At 52.4% G+C, this 16,776-nt stretch carries 14 protein-coding genes and 1 tRNA gene; 10 read left to right on the top strand and 5 right to left on the bottom strand.

Annotated features, from left to right (window positions below; all coding sequences use genetic code 11):
• Positions 1 to 136: 136 nt before the first annotated feature.
• Entirely contained in the window at positions 137 to 982 is an 846-nt protein-coding gene (locus tag D7024_RS11205) for a zinc metalloprotease HtpX (protein WP_121451887.1), read from the bottom strand.
• Between the two features lie 430 nt (positions 983 to 1,412).
• On the opposite strand from D7024_RS11205, the gene D7024_RS11200 reads away from it, so the two are divergent.
• The 4 genes from D7024_RS11200 to D7024_RS11185 all read left to right on the top strand — a co-directional run bounded on the left by D7024_RS11200 (position 1,413) and on the right by D7024_RS11185 (position 5,077).
• Positions 1,413 to 1,502, top strand: a tRNA-Leu gene (locus D7024_RS11200).
• Between the two features lie 556 nt (positions 1,503 to 2,058).
• Positions 2,059 to 2,739 (top strand): N-acetylmuramoyl-L-alanine amidase, encoded by a 681-nt coding sequence (locus tag D7024_RS11195; RefSeq protein ID WP_121451886.1) that lies wholly within the window; start codon positions 2,059 to 2,061, stop codon positions 2,737 to 2,739.
• A 102-nt stretch (positions 2,740 to 2,841) separates the two neighbouring features.
• A complete protein-coding gene (locus D7024_RS11190; protein WP_121451885.1) occupies positions 2,842 to 3,723 on the top strand; it encodes an Mrp/NBP35 family ATP-binding protein in 882 nt (293 codons plus the stop codon).
• Between the two features lie 202 nt (positions 3,724 to 3,925).
• Positions 3,926 to 5,077: a S1C family serine protease gene (locus D7024_RS11185; RefSeq protein ID WP_207666926.1), complete on the top strand. Its 1,152-nt coding sequence runs from the start codon at positions 3,926 to 3,928 to the stop codon at positions 5,075 to 5,077.
• 15 nt (positions 5,078 to 5,092) lie between these two features.
• Here the strand turns inward: D7024_RS11185 and D7024_RS11180 are convergent, their stop codons facing one another.
• The 4 genes from D7024_RS11180 to D7024_RS15420 form a co-directional block, all read right to left on the bottom strand.
• The gene (locus D7024_RS11180; RefSeq protein ID WP_121451884.1) at positions 5,093 to 6,634 is read right to left on the bottom strand and encodes a class I adenylate-forming enzyme family protein; all 1,542 of its coding nucleotides are present in this window, start codon (positions 6,632 to 6,634) and stop codon (positions 5,093 to 5,095) included.
• Between the two features lie 214 nt (positions 6,635 to 6,848).
• A complete protein-coding gene (locus D7024_RS11175; RefSeq protein ID WP_121451883.1) occupies positions 6,849 to 8,159 on the bottom strand; it encodes a polysaccharide deacetylase family protein in 1,311 nt (436 codons plus the stop codon).
• A gap of 59 nt (positions 8,160 to 8,218) precedes the next feature.
• Positions 8,219 to 9,394, bottom strand: coding sequence for an MFS transporter (locus D7024_RS11170; RefSeq protein ID WP_121451882.1), 1,176 nt, complete (start codon positions 9,392 to 9,394; stop codon positions 8,219 to 8,221).
• Positions 9,395 to 9,538: 144 nt separating this feature from the next.
• The gene (locus D7024_RS15420; RefSeq protein ID WP_278246255.1) at positions 9,539 to 9,673 is read right to left on the bottom strand and encodes a hypothetical protein; all 135 of its coding nucleotides are present in this window, start codon (positions 9,671 to 9,673) and stop codon (positions 9,539 to 9,541) included.
• Between the two features lie 188 nt (positions 9,674 to 9,861).
• On the opposite strand from D7024_RS15420, the gene D7024_RS11165 reads away from it, so the two are divergent.
• The 6 genes from D7024_RS11165 (at position 9,862) to D7024_RS11145 (ending at position 16,625) form a co-directional block, all read left to right on the top strand.
• Positions 9,862 to 11,079, top strand: a complete 1,218-nt coding sequence (locus D7024_RS11165; RefSeq protein ID WP_121451881.1) for a D-alanyl-D-alanine carboxypeptidase family protein — start codon at positions 9,862 to 9,864, stop codon at positions 11,077 to 11,079.
• 82 nt (positions 11,080 to 11,161) lie between these two features.
• Positions 11,162 to 11,611 carry a Fur family transcriptional regulator gene (locus D7024_RS11160; protein ID WP_121451880.1) on the top strand — a complete coding sequence of 150 codons (450 nt, stop codon included), beginning with the start codon at positions 11,162 to 11,164 and terminating at the stop codon, positions 11,609 to 11,611.
• Positions 11,612 to 11,969: 358 nt separating this feature from the next.
• Positions 11,970 to 12,437, top strand: a complete 468-nt coding sequence (locus D7024_RS11155; protein ID WP_121451879.1) for a DUF4912 domain-containing protein — start codon at positions 11,970 to 11,972, stop codon at positions 12,435 to 12,437.
• 29 nt (positions 12,438 to 12,466) lie between these two features.
• On the top strand, positions 12,467 to 15,271 hold the full coding sequence (locus D7024_RS11150) for a 1,4-alpha-glucan branching protein domain-containing protein (protein ID WP_121451878.1): 2,805 nt from the start codon (positions 12,467 to 12,469) through the stop codon (positions 15,269 to 15,271).
• A gap of 122 nt (positions 15,272 to 15,393) precedes the next feature.
• Positions 15,394 to 15,528, top strand: coding sequence for a hypothetical protein (locus D7024_RS15415; protein WP_279220999.1), 135 nt, complete (start codon positions 15,394 to 15,396; stop codon positions 15,526 to 15,528).
• A 179-nt stretch (positions 15,529 to 15,707) separates the two neighbouring features.
• A complete protein-coding gene (locus D7024_RS11145; RefSeq protein WP_121451877.1) occupies positions 15,708 to 16,625 on the top strand; it encodes a patatin-like phospholipase family protein in 918 nt (305 codons plus the stop codon).
• The last annotated feature ends 151 nt before the right edge of the window (positions 16,626 to 16,776 follow it).

Here is a 16,776-nt window from a genome sequence, read left to right as displayed (position 1 = left end):
TGAATGATCAATATGGGTGACATTTTCTCAGTCCAGATAAAGCATTTTTCAGGTGACATTTTCACTGTCCGTTGACAATTTTTTTCATAGAAAAAGGGCCTCTGCCCGGCGGACAGAGGCCCGGAAGGTATCGGGGCTATTGCATTTGTTGCAACCGCCGCACTCTTTCCGCGATGGGTGGGTGAGTGCTGAAGAGACGGGCAAAAGATTCGGCCGTCAGCGGGTTAACAATAAATAGGTGAGAGGTAGCCGGGTTTACCTGCATGGGTATATGCTGGGCGGCCCGTTCCAGCTTGAGCAACGCGTTGGCCAGGCCGTGGGGAGAACCTGCCAGACGGGCCCCGGTGGCGTCTGCTTCAAACTCCCGGGTGCGGGAAATGGCCAGCTGGATGAGAGTGGCCGCCAGGGGGGCCAGGATGATCATGAGCAGGGTACCTACCAGGCTCAAGGGATTGCCTCCCTCCTCATCATTCCGGCCGCCGCCAAAGATTAGCCCCCACTGCAGGGCATTGGCAATCATGGTAATCGCCCCGGCCAGGGCTGCGGCAATGGTGCCTACCAGCACGTCCCGGTTTTTGATGTGGGCTATTTCGTGGGCCAGAACGCCCTCCACTTCCGAACGGTTAAGAAGTTGCATCAAACCGTCGGTTACCGCCACCGCTGCATTGGCCGGGTTTCGCCCGGTGGCAAAGGCGTTGGGCTGAGGCGACGGAGTACGGTACACCCGGGGCATGGGGATACCCGCCCGTTGTGCCAGATTGCGGATCATGGCGTACAGCTCCGGCGCTTCATATTCGGCCAAGGGCTGTGACCCCGTCATGGCGATGGCGATTTTATCGCTGAAATAGTAACCGAAAAAGTTCATGCCCAGGGCGATAAGAAAGAACAGGAAAGCCCCCGAACTACCGGCTACCGCATTACCAATTAAGACCAGCAAAACGGTTAGCAGACCCATTAATAACCAGGCCCTGAAGTTGTTCATTACGCAAACCTCCTTTCAAAAATAAACCGGCTATCGCAGGGTACATATGAACAGCTCCGCGCAGTCGGCAAGTAGAAGGTAAAAATCCTTTTAAAACAACCTCCCGCGTTTTAACGGAAGGAATTATTACATGGGTATGATCCCTCCTTCACGAGTATACCTGCTAGACTAAATTTCGATGCATAAATAATCTTCTGTTCCCCATTTGACATTTTTATTACCCTATAACTCATTATATTATAATTAAATCCTGCAGGCAAGGGGAAAAGTGGTAATATTGGGCAGTGGCAACTTCCCGCGATGCCCATCCTCTCTATAACCTTCAATTGAGAAAACCTCTGTAAACGATACTCCGGTCCAGCAACAACGCAAAAAACGATGCCATTGACAAGATTACATCCGCTGTGCTAAGATATGCTTGCTGGTACTTGCCGGAGTGGCGGAACAGGCAGACGCACGGGACTTAAAATCCCGGGGGTGTTTTGCACCCGTACCGGTTCAAGTCCGGTCTCCGGCACCAAAAAAGTAAAGGCTTATTATGGTTTAGTGGGCATCATTTTGACGATGCCCACTAGCCTTTTTTAATGCCTAAAGATATAGTACTTGAAGATATATTTGCAAAACCCCCAGTTAAATGGCACATATTAACAGGATCCAGTGGGAATGGCATTTCTTATCATGGGCAGAAATGGTTTTTAACAGCAACTTATTATGATCTCACGTAAAATCAAGAAAAGTGGAGATAATTTGCATAAAATTACCATCTCCACCAGGAAAACAGCTTAAAATACCTTACTGCAATCATAATAACCTCCAAATTTTCCTTGATCGGGGTGTACACCTGGTTTAAAATAGCCCTTGGAAACATATGTTCGAGGATGTTCTTTAAAAGAAGGCGTTTATATGATTATCTTTTAGTTTTACTGGTGAATAGATTGAATTAAGCCATCACAAAACCTTTTTGAGGGACAGGGAAGTTCCCCTGGAGCTCGAGGGTGACCAACTGGATAACCTTTGCGCCAGGATTGCAAAAAGGGAGGTGTCTTCCCGCTCCCAGTTGAGCCGGGTGAATCCTAATGGTGATCGTTTTGGATCTCGGGCATGGTGGTCGGGATCCCGGGGCGGTTGGTTTTGGTCTGCAAGAAAAAGACGTGGTTTTAGCCCTGGGCCGGCAGGTCCTGTCTTTTTTAGAGGATTACCAGGTTAATGTTATTCCCACCCGCACCAGTGATGTTTATGTTTCCCTGGCCGACCGGGCAAACCTGGCCAACCACCACAAGGCTGATTTCTTTTGTTCCCTGCATATTAACTCAGGCGGAGGAAGCGGTTTTGAAAGTTACATTCATCCCGACGCATCCCAGAAAAGCCAGTCAATGGCTGCTACGCTGCACCGGGAAGTTTCCAAATTTTACCTTGAGAGGGGCTTCCCCGACCGGGGTTTGAAGAGGGCCAATTTTGCCGTCCTGAGGAAGACAACGATGCCGGCTGTACTTCTGGAAAATCTTTTTATAGATAACCCTCAAGATGCCGCCTGTCTTGCCGATCCGGTATTTCTGCGGGACCTGGCATTTGCCATCACAGGGGGTCTTGCACGGACTTTAGGTTTGAAGAAACGCACCGGTTGGGATCCCAATGAGGAAATTAAACGTTTGAAGGAACACGGCCTTATTACCGGTGACCATGCTCCCAATGCAGCTGTTACCTGGGGTGAGCTGGCAACGGTTTTGAACCGCCTGCTGGACCGCTTTGAAAATTAAGAGAAAACAATATGTTGCTTATGCCCGGAACCCTGGCCTCTCAGGGAAAAATATGCTAAACTTATGTAAGAAAAAATAGAAACGAGGCGAGGGGTTGTGGAAATGAGCGAAACAAAATGCACAACTTGTAATGACAAGGATACTGGGCGTTGTAACACAGAACAATGTACCGGTTCTCCCGTCTTGCCCCAAAACGATGCCAGTGATATTAAACAGGTTGTTGCCGTAATGAGCGGAAAAGGGGGAGTGGGCAAATCATCGGTCAGTGCCCTGTTGGCCATTGCCCTGGCCCGCCGGGGTTATAAGGTAGGTATACTGGACGCGGACATTACCGGTCCCAGTATTCCCAAGCTTTTCGGGTTGGTTGACCGTCCCGAACAGTTCAACAACTATATTTTACCGGTGAAAACGTCGCTGGGTATTCAGGTTATGTCATTGAACCTTTTCCTGCCTCAAGAGGACGATCCTGTAATCTGGCGCGGCCCTATCCTTTCCAGTGCCGTAAAACAATTTTGGACCGATGTGGCCTGGGGCAAGCTGGATTACTTAATAGTGGACATGCCTCCGGGTACCGGGGACGTCCCCCTGACAGTAATGCAATCCCTGCCCCTGAATGGACTGGTGGTAGTCTCTTCCCCCCAGGACCTGGCCATGATGGTGGTGGGCAAAACCATTAAAATGGCCCGTCAGGCATGTATTCCCATCCTGGGGTTGGTGGAGAATATGAGCTACATTACTTGCCCCCATTGTGGTGAAAAAATTCAACCGTTTGGTCACGGTAGTGTGAAAGAGGCGGCGAGTAAAAAAGGGTTGCCCTTACTGGCCGTTTTGCCCGTGGACCCGGAGTTAGCGAAACTGGCCGATGCCGGGCGCATTGAGGATTATGAGGAAACATCCCTTCGTAATATAGAACCACTTGTGGAGGTAGTTGAAAAGGGGTACAACAGGAAGGTGGAGGGATGTGAAAATTGCCATCACCAATAAACGGGGACACTATTGTAGCCATTAATCCAAAAACTCCGGTCGGACCGGAGTTTTTTTGGGGGGAAGCTATGAACAGGACAACTTATCGCCATTTCCTTGAAGGAATTAACATAAAATACTGGCTTTCCACCCATAATTCCTGTTGTTTATTGCCTCAGAATGAATTATTATATTTTGTGAAGCGAAAGGAGTGTGAAAATGCGTGCAAAACTGGAAGCGGACCCTGGCCTTTGTTGCGCTGGCGGCCTTTGTGGCCGGTGTAATGTTTGCCGGTGGTTGTTTGCTGGTTAACGATCTCAAGCCGCAAAAAGACGGGATACCCCAGGTTAATAACGTGGCCAACGCTATGCCCGGTGTCGGCCCCGGTACGGTGGCTGATATTGTTTCCAAGGCCGGGCCGGCCGTGGTGAAAATCGATACGGTGAAGATCCGGAATAGCGGGCGGGTGGATCCTTTCTTTAACGATCCCTTCTTCCGCCAGTTCTTTGGTGGGCCGTTTGGTTTTCAGACCCAGCCCCGGGAGGAACGGGGCATTGGTTCCGGCTTTATTATGTCCCAGGACGGCTACATTCTTACCAACGAGCACGTAATCGACGGAGCCCAAAAGATAACCGTAACCATCCAGGGATTCGACCAGCCCCTGCCGGCCAGGGTAGTCGGTGCCGACTACGACCTGGACCTGGCCGTGTTAAAAGTTGATGCCGGCAAGTCCCTGCCCACTTTGAAGATGGGGGATTCCAATAAAATCCGTGTGGGAGACTGGGTGATCGCCATTGGCAATCCCTTCGGGTTGGATCACACAGTAACGGTAGGGGTGATCAGTGCCAAAGGCCGGCCGGTTACGGTGGAAAACCGGCGCTACAAAAACCTTTTGCAAACCGATGCCTCCATTAACCCGGGCAACAGCGGCGGCCCGCTCTTGAATCTCAATGGTGAAGTGGTGGGCATCAATACTGCCGTGGCTCAGGCTCAGGGTATTGGCTTTGCCATTCCCACCAGCACAGTCAAGGAGGTTTTAAATCAGCTCCTCCAGGGTAATGGAAAGGGGCGTCCCTGGTTAGGCGTGCAGATGCAGCCCGTAACTGAAGAAATTGCTGCTTATCTGGAACTGCCAGCGGCAGCAGGGGCGCTGGTGGTAGGTGTTATCCCGGGCAGCCCGGCAGATAATGCGGGATTGGTGCAGGGGGATGTGATCTTACAGGTGGATAACCAGAAGGTTGGAAACCCCGATGATGTGGTGAGTATCATCCAGAAGAGCAAGGTGGGTCAGCGCGTGGTGTTGCAGATCTACCGTAACGGGCGCACCCGTTACGTACCCTTAATTCTGGCGGAAAAACCTCCCCAGTTACGCTGAAACAAATACCCCTTCTCAGGAAGGGGTATTTTCACACATATGTTCTAATATCAGTTTTAATTCTTTTTTCAACAGCTTTCCGGAAGTTGTTTTGGGCAGGCTTTCGATAAACTGTATTTTACGGGGCACCTTGTAAGGGGCCAGCCTTTGGGCACAGAAGGCCTGCAATTCCGCGGGGTCGAGCCTTTCGTGGCTCCGGGGCATGACCAGGGCCGTCACTTCTTCCCCCATCACCGGATCGGGGATACCTACCACCACGGCATCGAAAACCTGGGGATGCAGGTAGAGAACCTCTTCGACCTCCCGGGGATCGATGTTTAATCCTCCACGGATGATGACGTTCTTTTTGCGGCCAACGATGAATACATAGCCGTTTTCATCCATATAACCCAGGTCCCCCGTATGCAGCCAGCCGTTGCGGAGTACCTTTTGGGTTTCTTCTTCCTGGTTAAAGTACCCCTTCATTACGTTTGGTCCTTGGACCACGATTTCTCCCACCTGACCGTCAGGTAGGGGTTGATCCTCATAATCTACAATTTTTACCTCCACGCCCGGGATGGGGGGGCCGACGGAACCCGGTTTTTTGACCCCAGAGACGGGATTGCAGCACACCACCGGGGAAGTTTCGGTAAGGCCGTAACCCTCCGTAATCTGCAGGCCAAACTTTTTCTCAAAGGCGTGGAAAACCTGGACGGGCAGGTGAGCGCCACCGCAAAAGGCGATTTTCCAGGAGCTGAGATCAAAATTTTCGGCCTGCGGGTCTTCCAGCAGCAACACATACATGGTGGGCGGGCCAAAGAAAAAGGTGATCTTTTCATCCTGGATGGTTTGTAAGACCGCGCGGGCACCAGGCCATTTTTCCTGGATAACCATCGTGGCTCCGGCGACCAGGGAAGCATGCAATACACAAGTTTGGGCCGCCGAGTGGTGGGCCGGCGCTACCAGCAAGGTCCGGTCCTGGGGAGTGAGCCCACAGAAGCGGGCAAAGGTGGACGCATTGCTGTAAAGATTGCTGTGGGTTAACATCACTCCCTTGGGCTTACCGGTATTGCCGGGGGTGTAAAGTATTTCCGCAACGTCGTCCCTTTCCCTGGGCCGGGCAGGGTCGTCGGCGGGAGACGATACCAGCAATTCCTCGTAGCAATATGCATTTGGAACAGTTTTTGTAACGTTTGTAACAATGAAGCCCCGGGGAATAGGGAGTTCCCTGGCGAGTTCGGTAAACAAGGAAATATTTGCAGAGTTACAAATGACAAGGGCAGGGGAGGCGTCGCGGGCAATAACTGCTACTTCATGAATGGTATAAAGGGGATCAATGGGAACGGCAATGCCCCCCGCACGCATAACTGCGTAAAAGGAAACCACGAATTCGGGGCAATTTTCCAGCGCAATGAGCACCCGTTCATCCGGTGCCAGCCCTAACTTTTTTAGGCCGTTGGCTAAACGGTTAATCCAGTAGTTGAGGGTGGCGTAGGGTATGCGTTGGTCGTGAAAAACCAGGGCTTCGTGATCGGGGGAAAGCCGGCCGACTTCGGCCAGCCTCAAGGCCAGGTTCATTATGTTTACCTCCTTGTGCAGCCCGGGGCAATAATGAAGGACGAAAAGCGTATTGAGCCTGCCAGTTTATTATTTAAAAAATTCTCTTTTGAGCAAACAAATTCCTGCCGCGGTTATATCTTTTATTTCGTGTTAGGAGCTTTAAATTAGGAACCTTTAAAAAAGAAGATAGCTGGACTCGCTCTGGGGTGGTTTTGCGGGCACGGCCACCATATTACCCCGTTAGATGTTGCCACTGACCGGGGTCATTTTCTGTTACCCGTAAATAACGGCGGAGCAGTTCTTCTCTCCCCATAGCCACGATTTTCGGAGAAAGCTTTTCCTTATGCCGGTGCAGGCGTAACCGTCCCTCGGAGTGATAGAGGCTCAGGAGCCAGCCCTGATACCAGCTGGCCAGGCCTTTAATGATGGCCGGAGGCTCGCTGACGGTAAAACCCAGGCGTTCTGTTCCCCGGTAAAGCATCGTTAATCCAACCACCGCCCGGATATTTTTTCCCTGGGGTGTACTTTGGACCCACCGGGCAAGGGCGGGAAGGGAACGCTTTACTTCTTTTAAAGTAAGCAGGGCAATCCGTTCCGGGCTTTTCCCGGTCCGGGTGATTTCTTTGAGCATTTCATTGTTCAGGTGAATTTCGGCAATGGGATCCCGGGGCCGTAAAAGTGTCCCATCGGACAGAGCCAGGGGCCTGCCGCGATAACGCCGCGTCCGGAGGCGAAAGAGGGTAGGGCGACCGTCAAGGTAGATCTCCTTTATACCGAATAAACGTATGAGAAAGGAGTCCATCCTTTGCCCCAGGCGGCTCCAAAAATTTTCCTGGGGCAAATACAGTTCGGCTAGCGGTGCGATGGATAGACCTCGCTGTTGCAGCCCTTCGATAATTAAGGGGAGAGCCGCCAGCATTTTTGCGGGTGCCCCCGGGGTTGCTCCCGGAGTGTCATCGCTGTCGTGGAAAACCAGGATCGAGCCGTCCCGCACCCGGGAAAGAACCTGGCGGGTTATGGATTCGGGGGTGCACCGGCGTCCCCAGTCCCAGCTCATAAAAGACCATAATACCACCCGCTGGCCAAAGAGGTAACCGTGGAGCAGTGAGAAAAGGTTAAATAAACCCCAGGGCGGCCGGTACAGGCGTGGCGGCTGGCCGGTGATTTCCGCGATTACCCGGTTGGCTTCCCTTACCTCCCTGATCATGGCCCGGGGTCCTAAAAACCAGGGAAAATGATGGCGAAAGCCGTGGCTGGCCACTTCGTGTCCTTCTGCAATCATTCTGGTGATCAAGTCCGGGTGGGCTTTGGCCTTGTGACCGAGTACAAAAAAACATGCCCGTACCTTAAACTGCTTTAAGACGTCTAAAACCTGGGGTGTATAGACCGGATCGGGGCCGTCATCAAAGGTAATGGCTACCCGCCTGCCGCCCCGGGGTCCCTGCCAGATGACTCCGATATGGCAAAGGCGCGCCAGGGCAGTGGGTAAGAGGGCGTATAGCCCCAGCAAAAAGGTGAGTATTTTGAACAGGGCTTGCGTCATGCTCTTCTCTCCAGCTTATGATAGTATTTAGAAAGAAAATGCTTGTTATTTAACAGGGATTATTTAACAAGGAATTTTTCCAGGGGGTAAAAGGTATAAAAGAGGGCTATGGTTAGCAGGACCAGCGTCGCCAGCATGATAGGGGCCGTGATGCCTGCATACCGGGCCACCAGGCTGCCCAGAGCCGGACCAATGGCTGCTCCTAAACCCTCAACGGTAGCAAAAACACCCCACCCCGTAGCCTGTCGCTCCGGGGGGATAACCCTGGCCAGTAAGGTGTTCCAGGCCGGCAGGATTACGGCATAGGAAAGGCCCAGCAAGATAGCCAGGGGAAAGGCACTATGGGGGCCGTGGCTGGCGGTAAATAAACCCAGGCAAAGGGCGCTTAACCCAAACCCGGCGGCTAAAAGACTGTTCAGGGTCAGGCGGCCCACTACCACCCCCATCGGGAGAAGGCCAAGCACGGCTGCTCCTCCACCTGTCAGAAGCAAAAGACCATACTGGTTGTAACTTAAGCCCAACTGGTTTTGCGCAAAAAGGGGCAGTACAGGTAATAAAAGGCCTGCGCAAAAGGTTTGCAAAAACATTCCCGGGATTAAGATACGCGTTACTGCCGGATTGGTTGCCAGGCGGGCAAGGGAATGAAAAATACCCTGCCTGGTTTGCTTTTCGCGGCGACCCCTGGAAGGCAAAATAAACAGGGTAAGAACTACGGAAACCAGCCACAGGATGATGATCAGGGAAAAGGCCGGCTCAAACCCCCTGTGTAAAATGAAATTTACGGCTACCAGCCCGGCGCCGGCCCCGGTCAGCCAGGCGGCAAAAACCAGACCAATGCGGTTGGCCCGGGCGGGCATCTCAACCGGGGCCACCTCACTCATTACTCCCAGCCAGACAGGGGACATGCCCAGGCCAAAAAGGGCTGAGGCACCCACTAGAATAACGGGCAAAGGCCACAGTTTCATGGCCATCAGGGACGCCAGGCCGGTAATTAAACCGATCAGCAACACCGGCCTGCCCGTACGGTCGAAATACCAGCCGGCGGCAGTTTTGGAGGCAGTTTCGGTAAAATAATGGGCAGAAACCGCAAAACCGGCCGCAGTTATGGATAGGCCCAGGTGCTTAACGGCATATATGGGAAGGAAAGAAAGGAAAAAGGCCCCCCTGGCAAATTCCGTAATAAAGAGGATGACCAGCATTGTCCATTCCTGGCGGGTAAGGTTTGCCGACAGCAACGGCCATGTAGCCCCCTGAGTCGAGATTTTCCTTCATTATACCGTAAAAACGGTAGATTTGGAAGGGTGTGCAAGGGGAGACGTGCGGGGGCAAAAAGTTAGGGCGGGAAAAATTTCCCACCCTACTTAAAATAGTTTATATGGTTAGGATTCACGGGTGAAGGCCAAAAGAATTATTTCCTTTCCCTGCCGTCCGGCATTTAATTTTTTCTCTACTTCCTGTAGCTGGCTTAGCTGGATATCGTTCAGGTCGGCAAATTCCATTCCTCGAATGTCCATCTTTTTCCCTTTGCTCCCTCCCTTTCTTAATATGTATTTTTAGTATGTCCTTTTGGGCAAAACTTAGATTGTACTTTTCTGTTGAAATCACCCTAAAATTTCAATATAATATAGTCGCTCTTGTTATTTCTTGTACCAACCTTTATTTTATTCAAAAGTTGTTCGGAAACATCGTGCGGGGGTAAACCATGCGGCGCCTGTGGACAACCCTTTTTTGTTGCCTTTTGCTTTTATTTTCCCAAGCTGCCCAAGCGGCGTTACAACCGCAAACATTAGGCGAAGCGGCTTTGCTGATGGATGCGCGGAACGGGCAGGTTCTATACCAGAAAAATGCCAGTTCGCCCATGTATCCGGCCAGTACTACTAAAATTCTCACGGCCATTATTGCCCTGGAACATTCCCGTCTGGATGAAGTGGTTACGGTTTCCCGGGAAGCCACCCGGGTGGAGGGATCTGCTATCGGTTTGCAGGAAGGCGAGAGGCTCACCATGGAGGATCTCCTGTATGCCCTGTTACTGGCTTCGGCCAATGATGCGGCTGTGGCTATTGCCGAACATGTGGCCGGCTCGGTCCCTGCCTTTACTGCTTTAATGAATGAAAAGGCACGCTCAATCGGAGCCCGGGCAAGTAGTTTTCAGAATCCCAGCGGTCTGCCCGACCCCCAGCATTATACCACTGCCCACGACCTGGCCCTGATTGCCCGGTATGCCATGCAAAATCCTACCTTCAGGACCATTGTGTCCACTCGTTTGAAGCAGATCCGGCGGCCGGATGCGGATAGGAGTAAAGGCCCCCCCCAGGAACACCTCTGGAACCACAACCGGCTTCTTTCCCGTTACGAGGGGGCCATCGGGGTTAAGACCGGTTATACCGTTGAGGCGGGGCAATGTCTGGTGGCCGCCGCCCGACGGGATGACCGGGAATTAATTGCCGTGATCCTGAACAGTCAGGGGGCGGCTATTTACAGTGATGCCCGGACCCTGCTGGACTATGGCTTTTCCGCCTTTAAGCCGGTTCAGCTGGTGGAAAAGGGGGAGAAAATATCCTCCTTTTCGGTGCCCGGTGGAGCTGAGGAAGTTGAGGCAATTACCGGGAACAGTTTTTATTTTAATTTTCCCGCTGGCGAAAAGCCATCCTTTGAGCAGAAAATCGTTGTGTACCAGGATTTACGGGCACCCCTGGCTACCGGGCAAAAGGTGGGGGAGCTGGTTTTTACCCGGGCCGGGGGTAAAGAGCTGGGGCGGGTGGACCTGGTGTCGGCCCGGGCCGTAGGTACCAGTGTGACCAGGCGGTGGTCTACCTGGTTCCTGGGGGCAGTTGTATTTCTTGTGGCTTTGCGCTTAAAGGCCATGATGGTGCGCCGCCGGCGCTGGCGGCGGCTACGTTACCCGCCCTATTTACGATAGCTAACTTTGGAAACCGCCATTGACTTTTTTCTGTATGTTCATTATACTTACACAAAGGGCTGAATGGCGGGGTGAGCTCCGGATGCAGAGAGTCATTAACGAGGTGGAGGAAAAACTCCGGGCCGGCGACTCTAAACTGACGCCGCGCCGGGAGCATATCCTGCGCGTGCTTTTGGAGAACAAAGACAAACACCTGAGTGCAGAGGAGATTTACAACCTGGTCAAGCAAAAGGCTCCCGATGTGGGGCTGGCTACTGTTTACCGCACTTTAGAACTCTTTTTAGCTTTTGATATTATCCACAGCATTGATTTCGGGGACGGCCGCAAACGCTATGAGTTTGGTGGTGAACGGGGAGAGGGACACCATCACCATCATCTCATCTGTACCCGTTGCGGAAAAATCATAGAGGTCAATGAAGATCTGTTGGAGGATCTGGAAAAGCGGGTTACAGAAGCCTATGGTTTTACGATTACAGACCATGAGTTAAAGTTTTTCGGATACTGCAAGGAATGTGCCGGTAAGGAGGGGTGACGGTCCGCATACCGACCTTTTTTGTTTATGGAAAAAGTAAAAAACTTCACAACCCGGCGTGGTCTTTAGCAACGGTTACTTAAAGTTAATTCCTGGTGGTTGCGCCAGATCTGGATTATGTACTATGATGTATATAACGAACATATTTCCAATATTAACGAGGGGTTGTTGCAGGGTACAGAAAGTCTCCGGTAAGAAACTGTTCTTTGCCTACGCATGTGACAAAAATCACGAATCGAATGAGCGCTTGTAAATTTTATATTAAAGTTGACTTGAGATGGTTGTATTGGTACATGCTGGTGGAGTATGATAGTGATACCGGACTTTTCCCAGATATAAACGAGGGGGGTGTTTTAGCATGGAACTGCCGCGGCACTACAATGAAAACAGGCTGGTTCTGATGGTACAGGAACCCACCGTCATTTTCAGTTACTGGGAACTGTCCCGGGGACAATGGGAGTTCCTGGGGGAAGGGCGTCCTTTATTTTTACGGCTTTATACTACCGGGTCAAACCAGGTGGGTACCGTCTTAAAGGAAGTGTCTCTCCCCCCCTTTACTAACGACTGGTATTTTCGCGATGTGCTCCCTGAGCATACTTACCAGGCCGAACTTGGTTATTACGGGCCGGAAGGGGAATTTTATCCCCTGCTTCGTTCCAATCAGGTAGTTACGCCCCGTACCCGGACAGTGGAGGGGATGGCGCGGTTTTTGAAAGTGAAGACCGTTATTCGGGGCGATGCGGACGAGGACACCGTAGAAAATCAAGGGGAAAGCACTGCTTTTTGGGAAGGATACAGTTCGGTGGATTTACCGCATAAGGGTTAACTTATTGACTGGAAAGGGGTAACATCGCAATGCCCGCAGGCTACCTGGCATTAGTACTGCACGCCCATTTACCCTTTGTAAGGCATCCGGAGATGCCCGAGTGCCTGGAAGAACGATGGTTTTTTGAGGCCCTAACCGAGTGTTATATCCCCTTGTTGGAAGTGCTGCAAGGGTTGGTCCGGGACGGAGTGTCCTTTCAGCTAACCATATCCCTTTCTCCGCCCCTTTTAGCTATGCTTGCCGATCCATTGCTTCAAAAACGTTATCTAAACCACCTGGAGGCAATGATCCAGTTGGGGGAGGCAGAGTGCCGGCGTACCGCGGGAGACGCCAGTCTGCACCCGCTGGCTTTGATGTATCTGGAAAAGTTAAATGAGGTCCAAAGGGCATATACAAATAAATACCAATGCGATCTGATTGGTGCCTTCCGGACCTTGCAGAAGCCAGGAAAAGTGGAGCTAATTACCACCTGCGCCACCCATGGATATTTACCGCTAATACAGACCAGGGAGGCCAGAAGGGCACAAATTGGTGTGGGAGTGGAGTTTTTTGCGCGGCATTTCGGCGGGCCTCCCGATGGATTCTGGTTGCCGGAATGCGGATATACACCTGGCGTGGAGGAGTTGCTTAAAGAATTCGGTATTAGTTATTTCTTTGTTGAGACCCACGGGTTACTGTACGCGGATCCCGTTCCCCGCTTCGGTGTTTTTGCTCCGGCCAGTTGTGCCAACGGATTGGCCGTTTTTGGGCGGGACCCGGAGAGTTCCCGTCAGGTTTGGGACAGGCAAACGGGTTATCCCGGCGACTTTTTCTACAGGGAGTTTTACCGGGATATTGGTTATGACCTGGATCTGGACTATTTGCGTCCCTATCTGCCGGCGGGTACTATCCGGGTGGATACCGGGTTTAAGTATTACCGCATTACCGGCCCGGGCCCTCATAAAGAACCTTACCGTCCAGAGCTGGCCCGGGAACGGGCAGCGGAGCATGCCGCTCACTTTCTTTTCCACCGGCAACAGCAGGTGCTTCGTCACGGGGCAAAGATGGACCGCCCCCCGCTGGTAGTTGCTCCTTATGACGCGGAGTTGTTTGGTCACTGGTGGTATGAAGGTCCTCAATGGATAGACTTGCTTTGCCGCAAAATTTGCTTCGATCAGGATGTTATCCAGATGATTACTCCCGGCAGGTACCTGTCCCTGCACCCCGATTTGCAGGTGGTGGATCTGCCCATGAGCAGCTGGGGGGAAGGGGGCTACAACCGTGTCTGGCTGAATCCCAGCAATGACTGGATTTACCGCCACCTCCACCGGGCCGAGGCCGCCATGGCCGACCTGGCCGACTTGCATCCGGACGCCGCCGGGGTGAAGAAACGGGCCTTAAATCAGGCTGCCCGGGAATTGCTTTTAGCCCAGAGCAGTGACTGGGCCTTTATCCTTAGAATGGAAACCGCCGTGGACTACGCCCGGAAAAGATTGACCGAGCATATCGGCAGGTTTAACCTCCTGGCGGAGCAATTGGAAAATGGGTATATTGACGAGGCGGCGCTCCAGGAAATGGAATACAGGGATAACATTTTCCCCCAGCTGGACTACCGCATTTACAGCCGCCACCGGCGATACAACGGCGTGTGCGTGGGGACCAGGTCACATTTGCGCATTTTAATGCTATCCTGGGAATATCCACCTGCTACTGTGGGTGGCCTGGCCCGGCATGTTTACGATCTTTCCCGGGCCCTGGTCCGCCTGGGGGACGAAGTGCACGTCATTACCTGTCCCGTGGCCGGGGAGAAAGCTTACTCCCTCCAACAGGGAGTCCACGTGCACCGGCTCCTGCCGGAGCAGCTTAACGCCAAAGATTTTTTGACCTGGGTTGGACAGTTAAACAGGGGCATGATCGAGCTCGCCGGTCAAGTCATCGCCGACTGGGGGACGCCGCACCTGGTCCATGCCCATGACTGGATGGTGGGGGCGGCCGGTGAACACCTGCATGAACAATACGGGTTTCCCCTGGTAGCCACCATCCATGCCACGGAGTACGGGCGGAACAGGGGCATCCGTACCGACCTGCAGCGCCGGATTCACGAAAAGGAATACCGGCTCACCCAGGGGGCTGCCCTGGTTATCTGTTGCAGCAATTACATGGCTGAGGAGATAAGCCGTCTTTTTGAGCTGGACAGGGAAAAGGTAAAGGTAATTCCCAATGGGGTAGATCCGGCCAATTTAACCGATGGGAGGACGAAAGAACCGGATTGCAAAGACCTGTACCACCGGGACCCGAACATCGTGTTCCTGGGCCGTCTGGTGCCTGAAAAGGGAGTGCAGGTGCTCCTGGAGGCACTGGCATCCATATCGGAGCGGGTTAAAGGAGCCCGGCTGCTGGTGGCCGGCCGGGGTCCCTACGAGGAGTACCTGAAGGGTCGTGTTGAGGAACTGGGGCTGTCAGCGAAGGTGCAGTTTATGGGTTTTGTGGATGATCTGGGGCGTAACCGCCTTTTGGAAATGGCCCGCGTAGCGGTCTTCCCCAGCCTTTATGAGCCCTTTGGGATCGTGGCTCTGGAGGCCATGGCTGCCAGGGTTCCGGTGGTGGTTGCCGACACCGGTGGATTGGGTGAAATTGTGGAGCATGGGGTAGATGGTTACAAGGTGCCGCCAGGTAGACCGGACATGCTGGCCCATTATATAACCCGGTTGCTCTTTTATCCTGAACTGGCCGTTGAAATGTGCCGGCGTGCCTGGCGCAAGGTTATTACCATTTACGATTGGCAATATATCGCCGAAGAAACACATCAGGCTTATTGCCAGGCCATGGCTAAAACCGGTTACCCCCGTGCATAGAGGTATATAGCCAGTGGTAAGTTGTTCCTCAGGATCAAAAATTACCCGAAACCTCTTGCGATCTGGAACCATTCAGCCATTGCCTTAATATGATGATAAAAAAACAAGGGGTGTCGGGTTTAATGAAGCTGGAAGGGATATTTACAGACTGGCTGAACCCTTTTCCACTCCAAAAAATTAACCCGTGGTGGATTGTCGGTGGGGTATTTCTGCTGGTGCTTGTACTTATTGCAGTCATTGTAATAGTGGTGATTTAGTTTTGAGATGCCGGTTCTGCTACGCGGAACCGGGTTTTTTATAATTAAGACGTGTGGTAGGAGCACCAAAGTTTAGCAAAGGGCAGCCGGTCCTTTTTTTAAAAAGAGGCGTCAGGAATCACCGGGTGCTTTTCCTCATACCATGAAATAGTATAATTGATCCTCCAGGAGGGATGGTCATGGGGGGCGGGGTTAAGCTGGGACTGGCTTTAGGTGGCGGTTTTTTGCGGGGCATAGCCCATGTTGGTGTTTTGAAGACGTTGGCTGCCGAGGGGATTGAACCGCAGCTGGTAGCGGGAACCAGTGCGGGCAGTATTGTTGCCGCGCTTTACTGTAGCGGTTGGAGCATCCGGGAAATGGAAAAGCTGGCCCTGGAAGTAAATCCCCAGGATATTTATGATTTGGGTCCCATGTTTGTTAACCTGGGAGCCATGGCCGTAAAGGTCCTCATTGATCTGCTTCACCTGCCCATACCCTTTCCTTCTCCCCTGGGGTTAATGTCCGGTTATAAACTGGAAAGCTGGGTGGAACACCTGGTAGAGCGGAAAACCTTCCGGCAGCTGGGGAAGTTGCTGGCCATTACTTCGGTGGATATTCATACTGGCCACCGTATTATTTTCGTCAGTGAAGATGTCACCCACAGCCCTCCACCCGAGGATATTTTTTTTATCCGGGGGATACCGGTGGCCCAGGCGGTTCGGGCCAGCTGTTCAGTTCCGGGACTGTTTGAACCGAAAAAAATCGGCAGCCGGCTGTTAGTAGACGGCGGCCTGCGGGAAAATGTACCGGTGGAAGTGCTCCATCTTCTGGGTGCCGATGTGGTGGTGGGAGTGGATGTGGGGTACGAGGGGGAGCACTACAAGCCCATTGAAAATATGGTTCAGTTACTCACCCAGTCGCTGGACATTATCGGCAGCGAGGTTACCCGGGTCAAGCTGGAAAATTATGCCGACGTGGTGATCCGTCCCATTCTCACCGGGGTTACCCCCTGGGACTTTTCCCGCAATGCTTACTGCATTGCCCAGGGAGAAAAGGCCGCCAGGGCGGCGCTTCCCGAGCTAAAACGCGTGTTGCAGGAAAAAAGAAGCCGCCGTTAGCCCTGCCCCTGCTACCGGGTAGGGGCTATTTTTTACTTTGCTTTAGGGTAAGGTCGGGGTATAATTACGTTGTTAAAGCGCAGCGGTAAAAAGTCAAGCACTTTTTGAAGGGGAATTGGAAAAAATTTTTAGGGTTAAGCCATAAAAAGGC

The organism is Desulfofundulus salinus (assembly GCF_003627965.1).
In the GTDB taxonomy this organism is placed as follows: Bacteria; Bacillota; Desulfotomaculia; order Desulfotomaculales; family Desulfovirgulaceae; genus Desulfofundulus; species Desulfofundulus salinus.
Note: the sequence above shows the minus strand (reverse complement) of the source record. Positions and strands in the feature narration are given on the sequence as shown.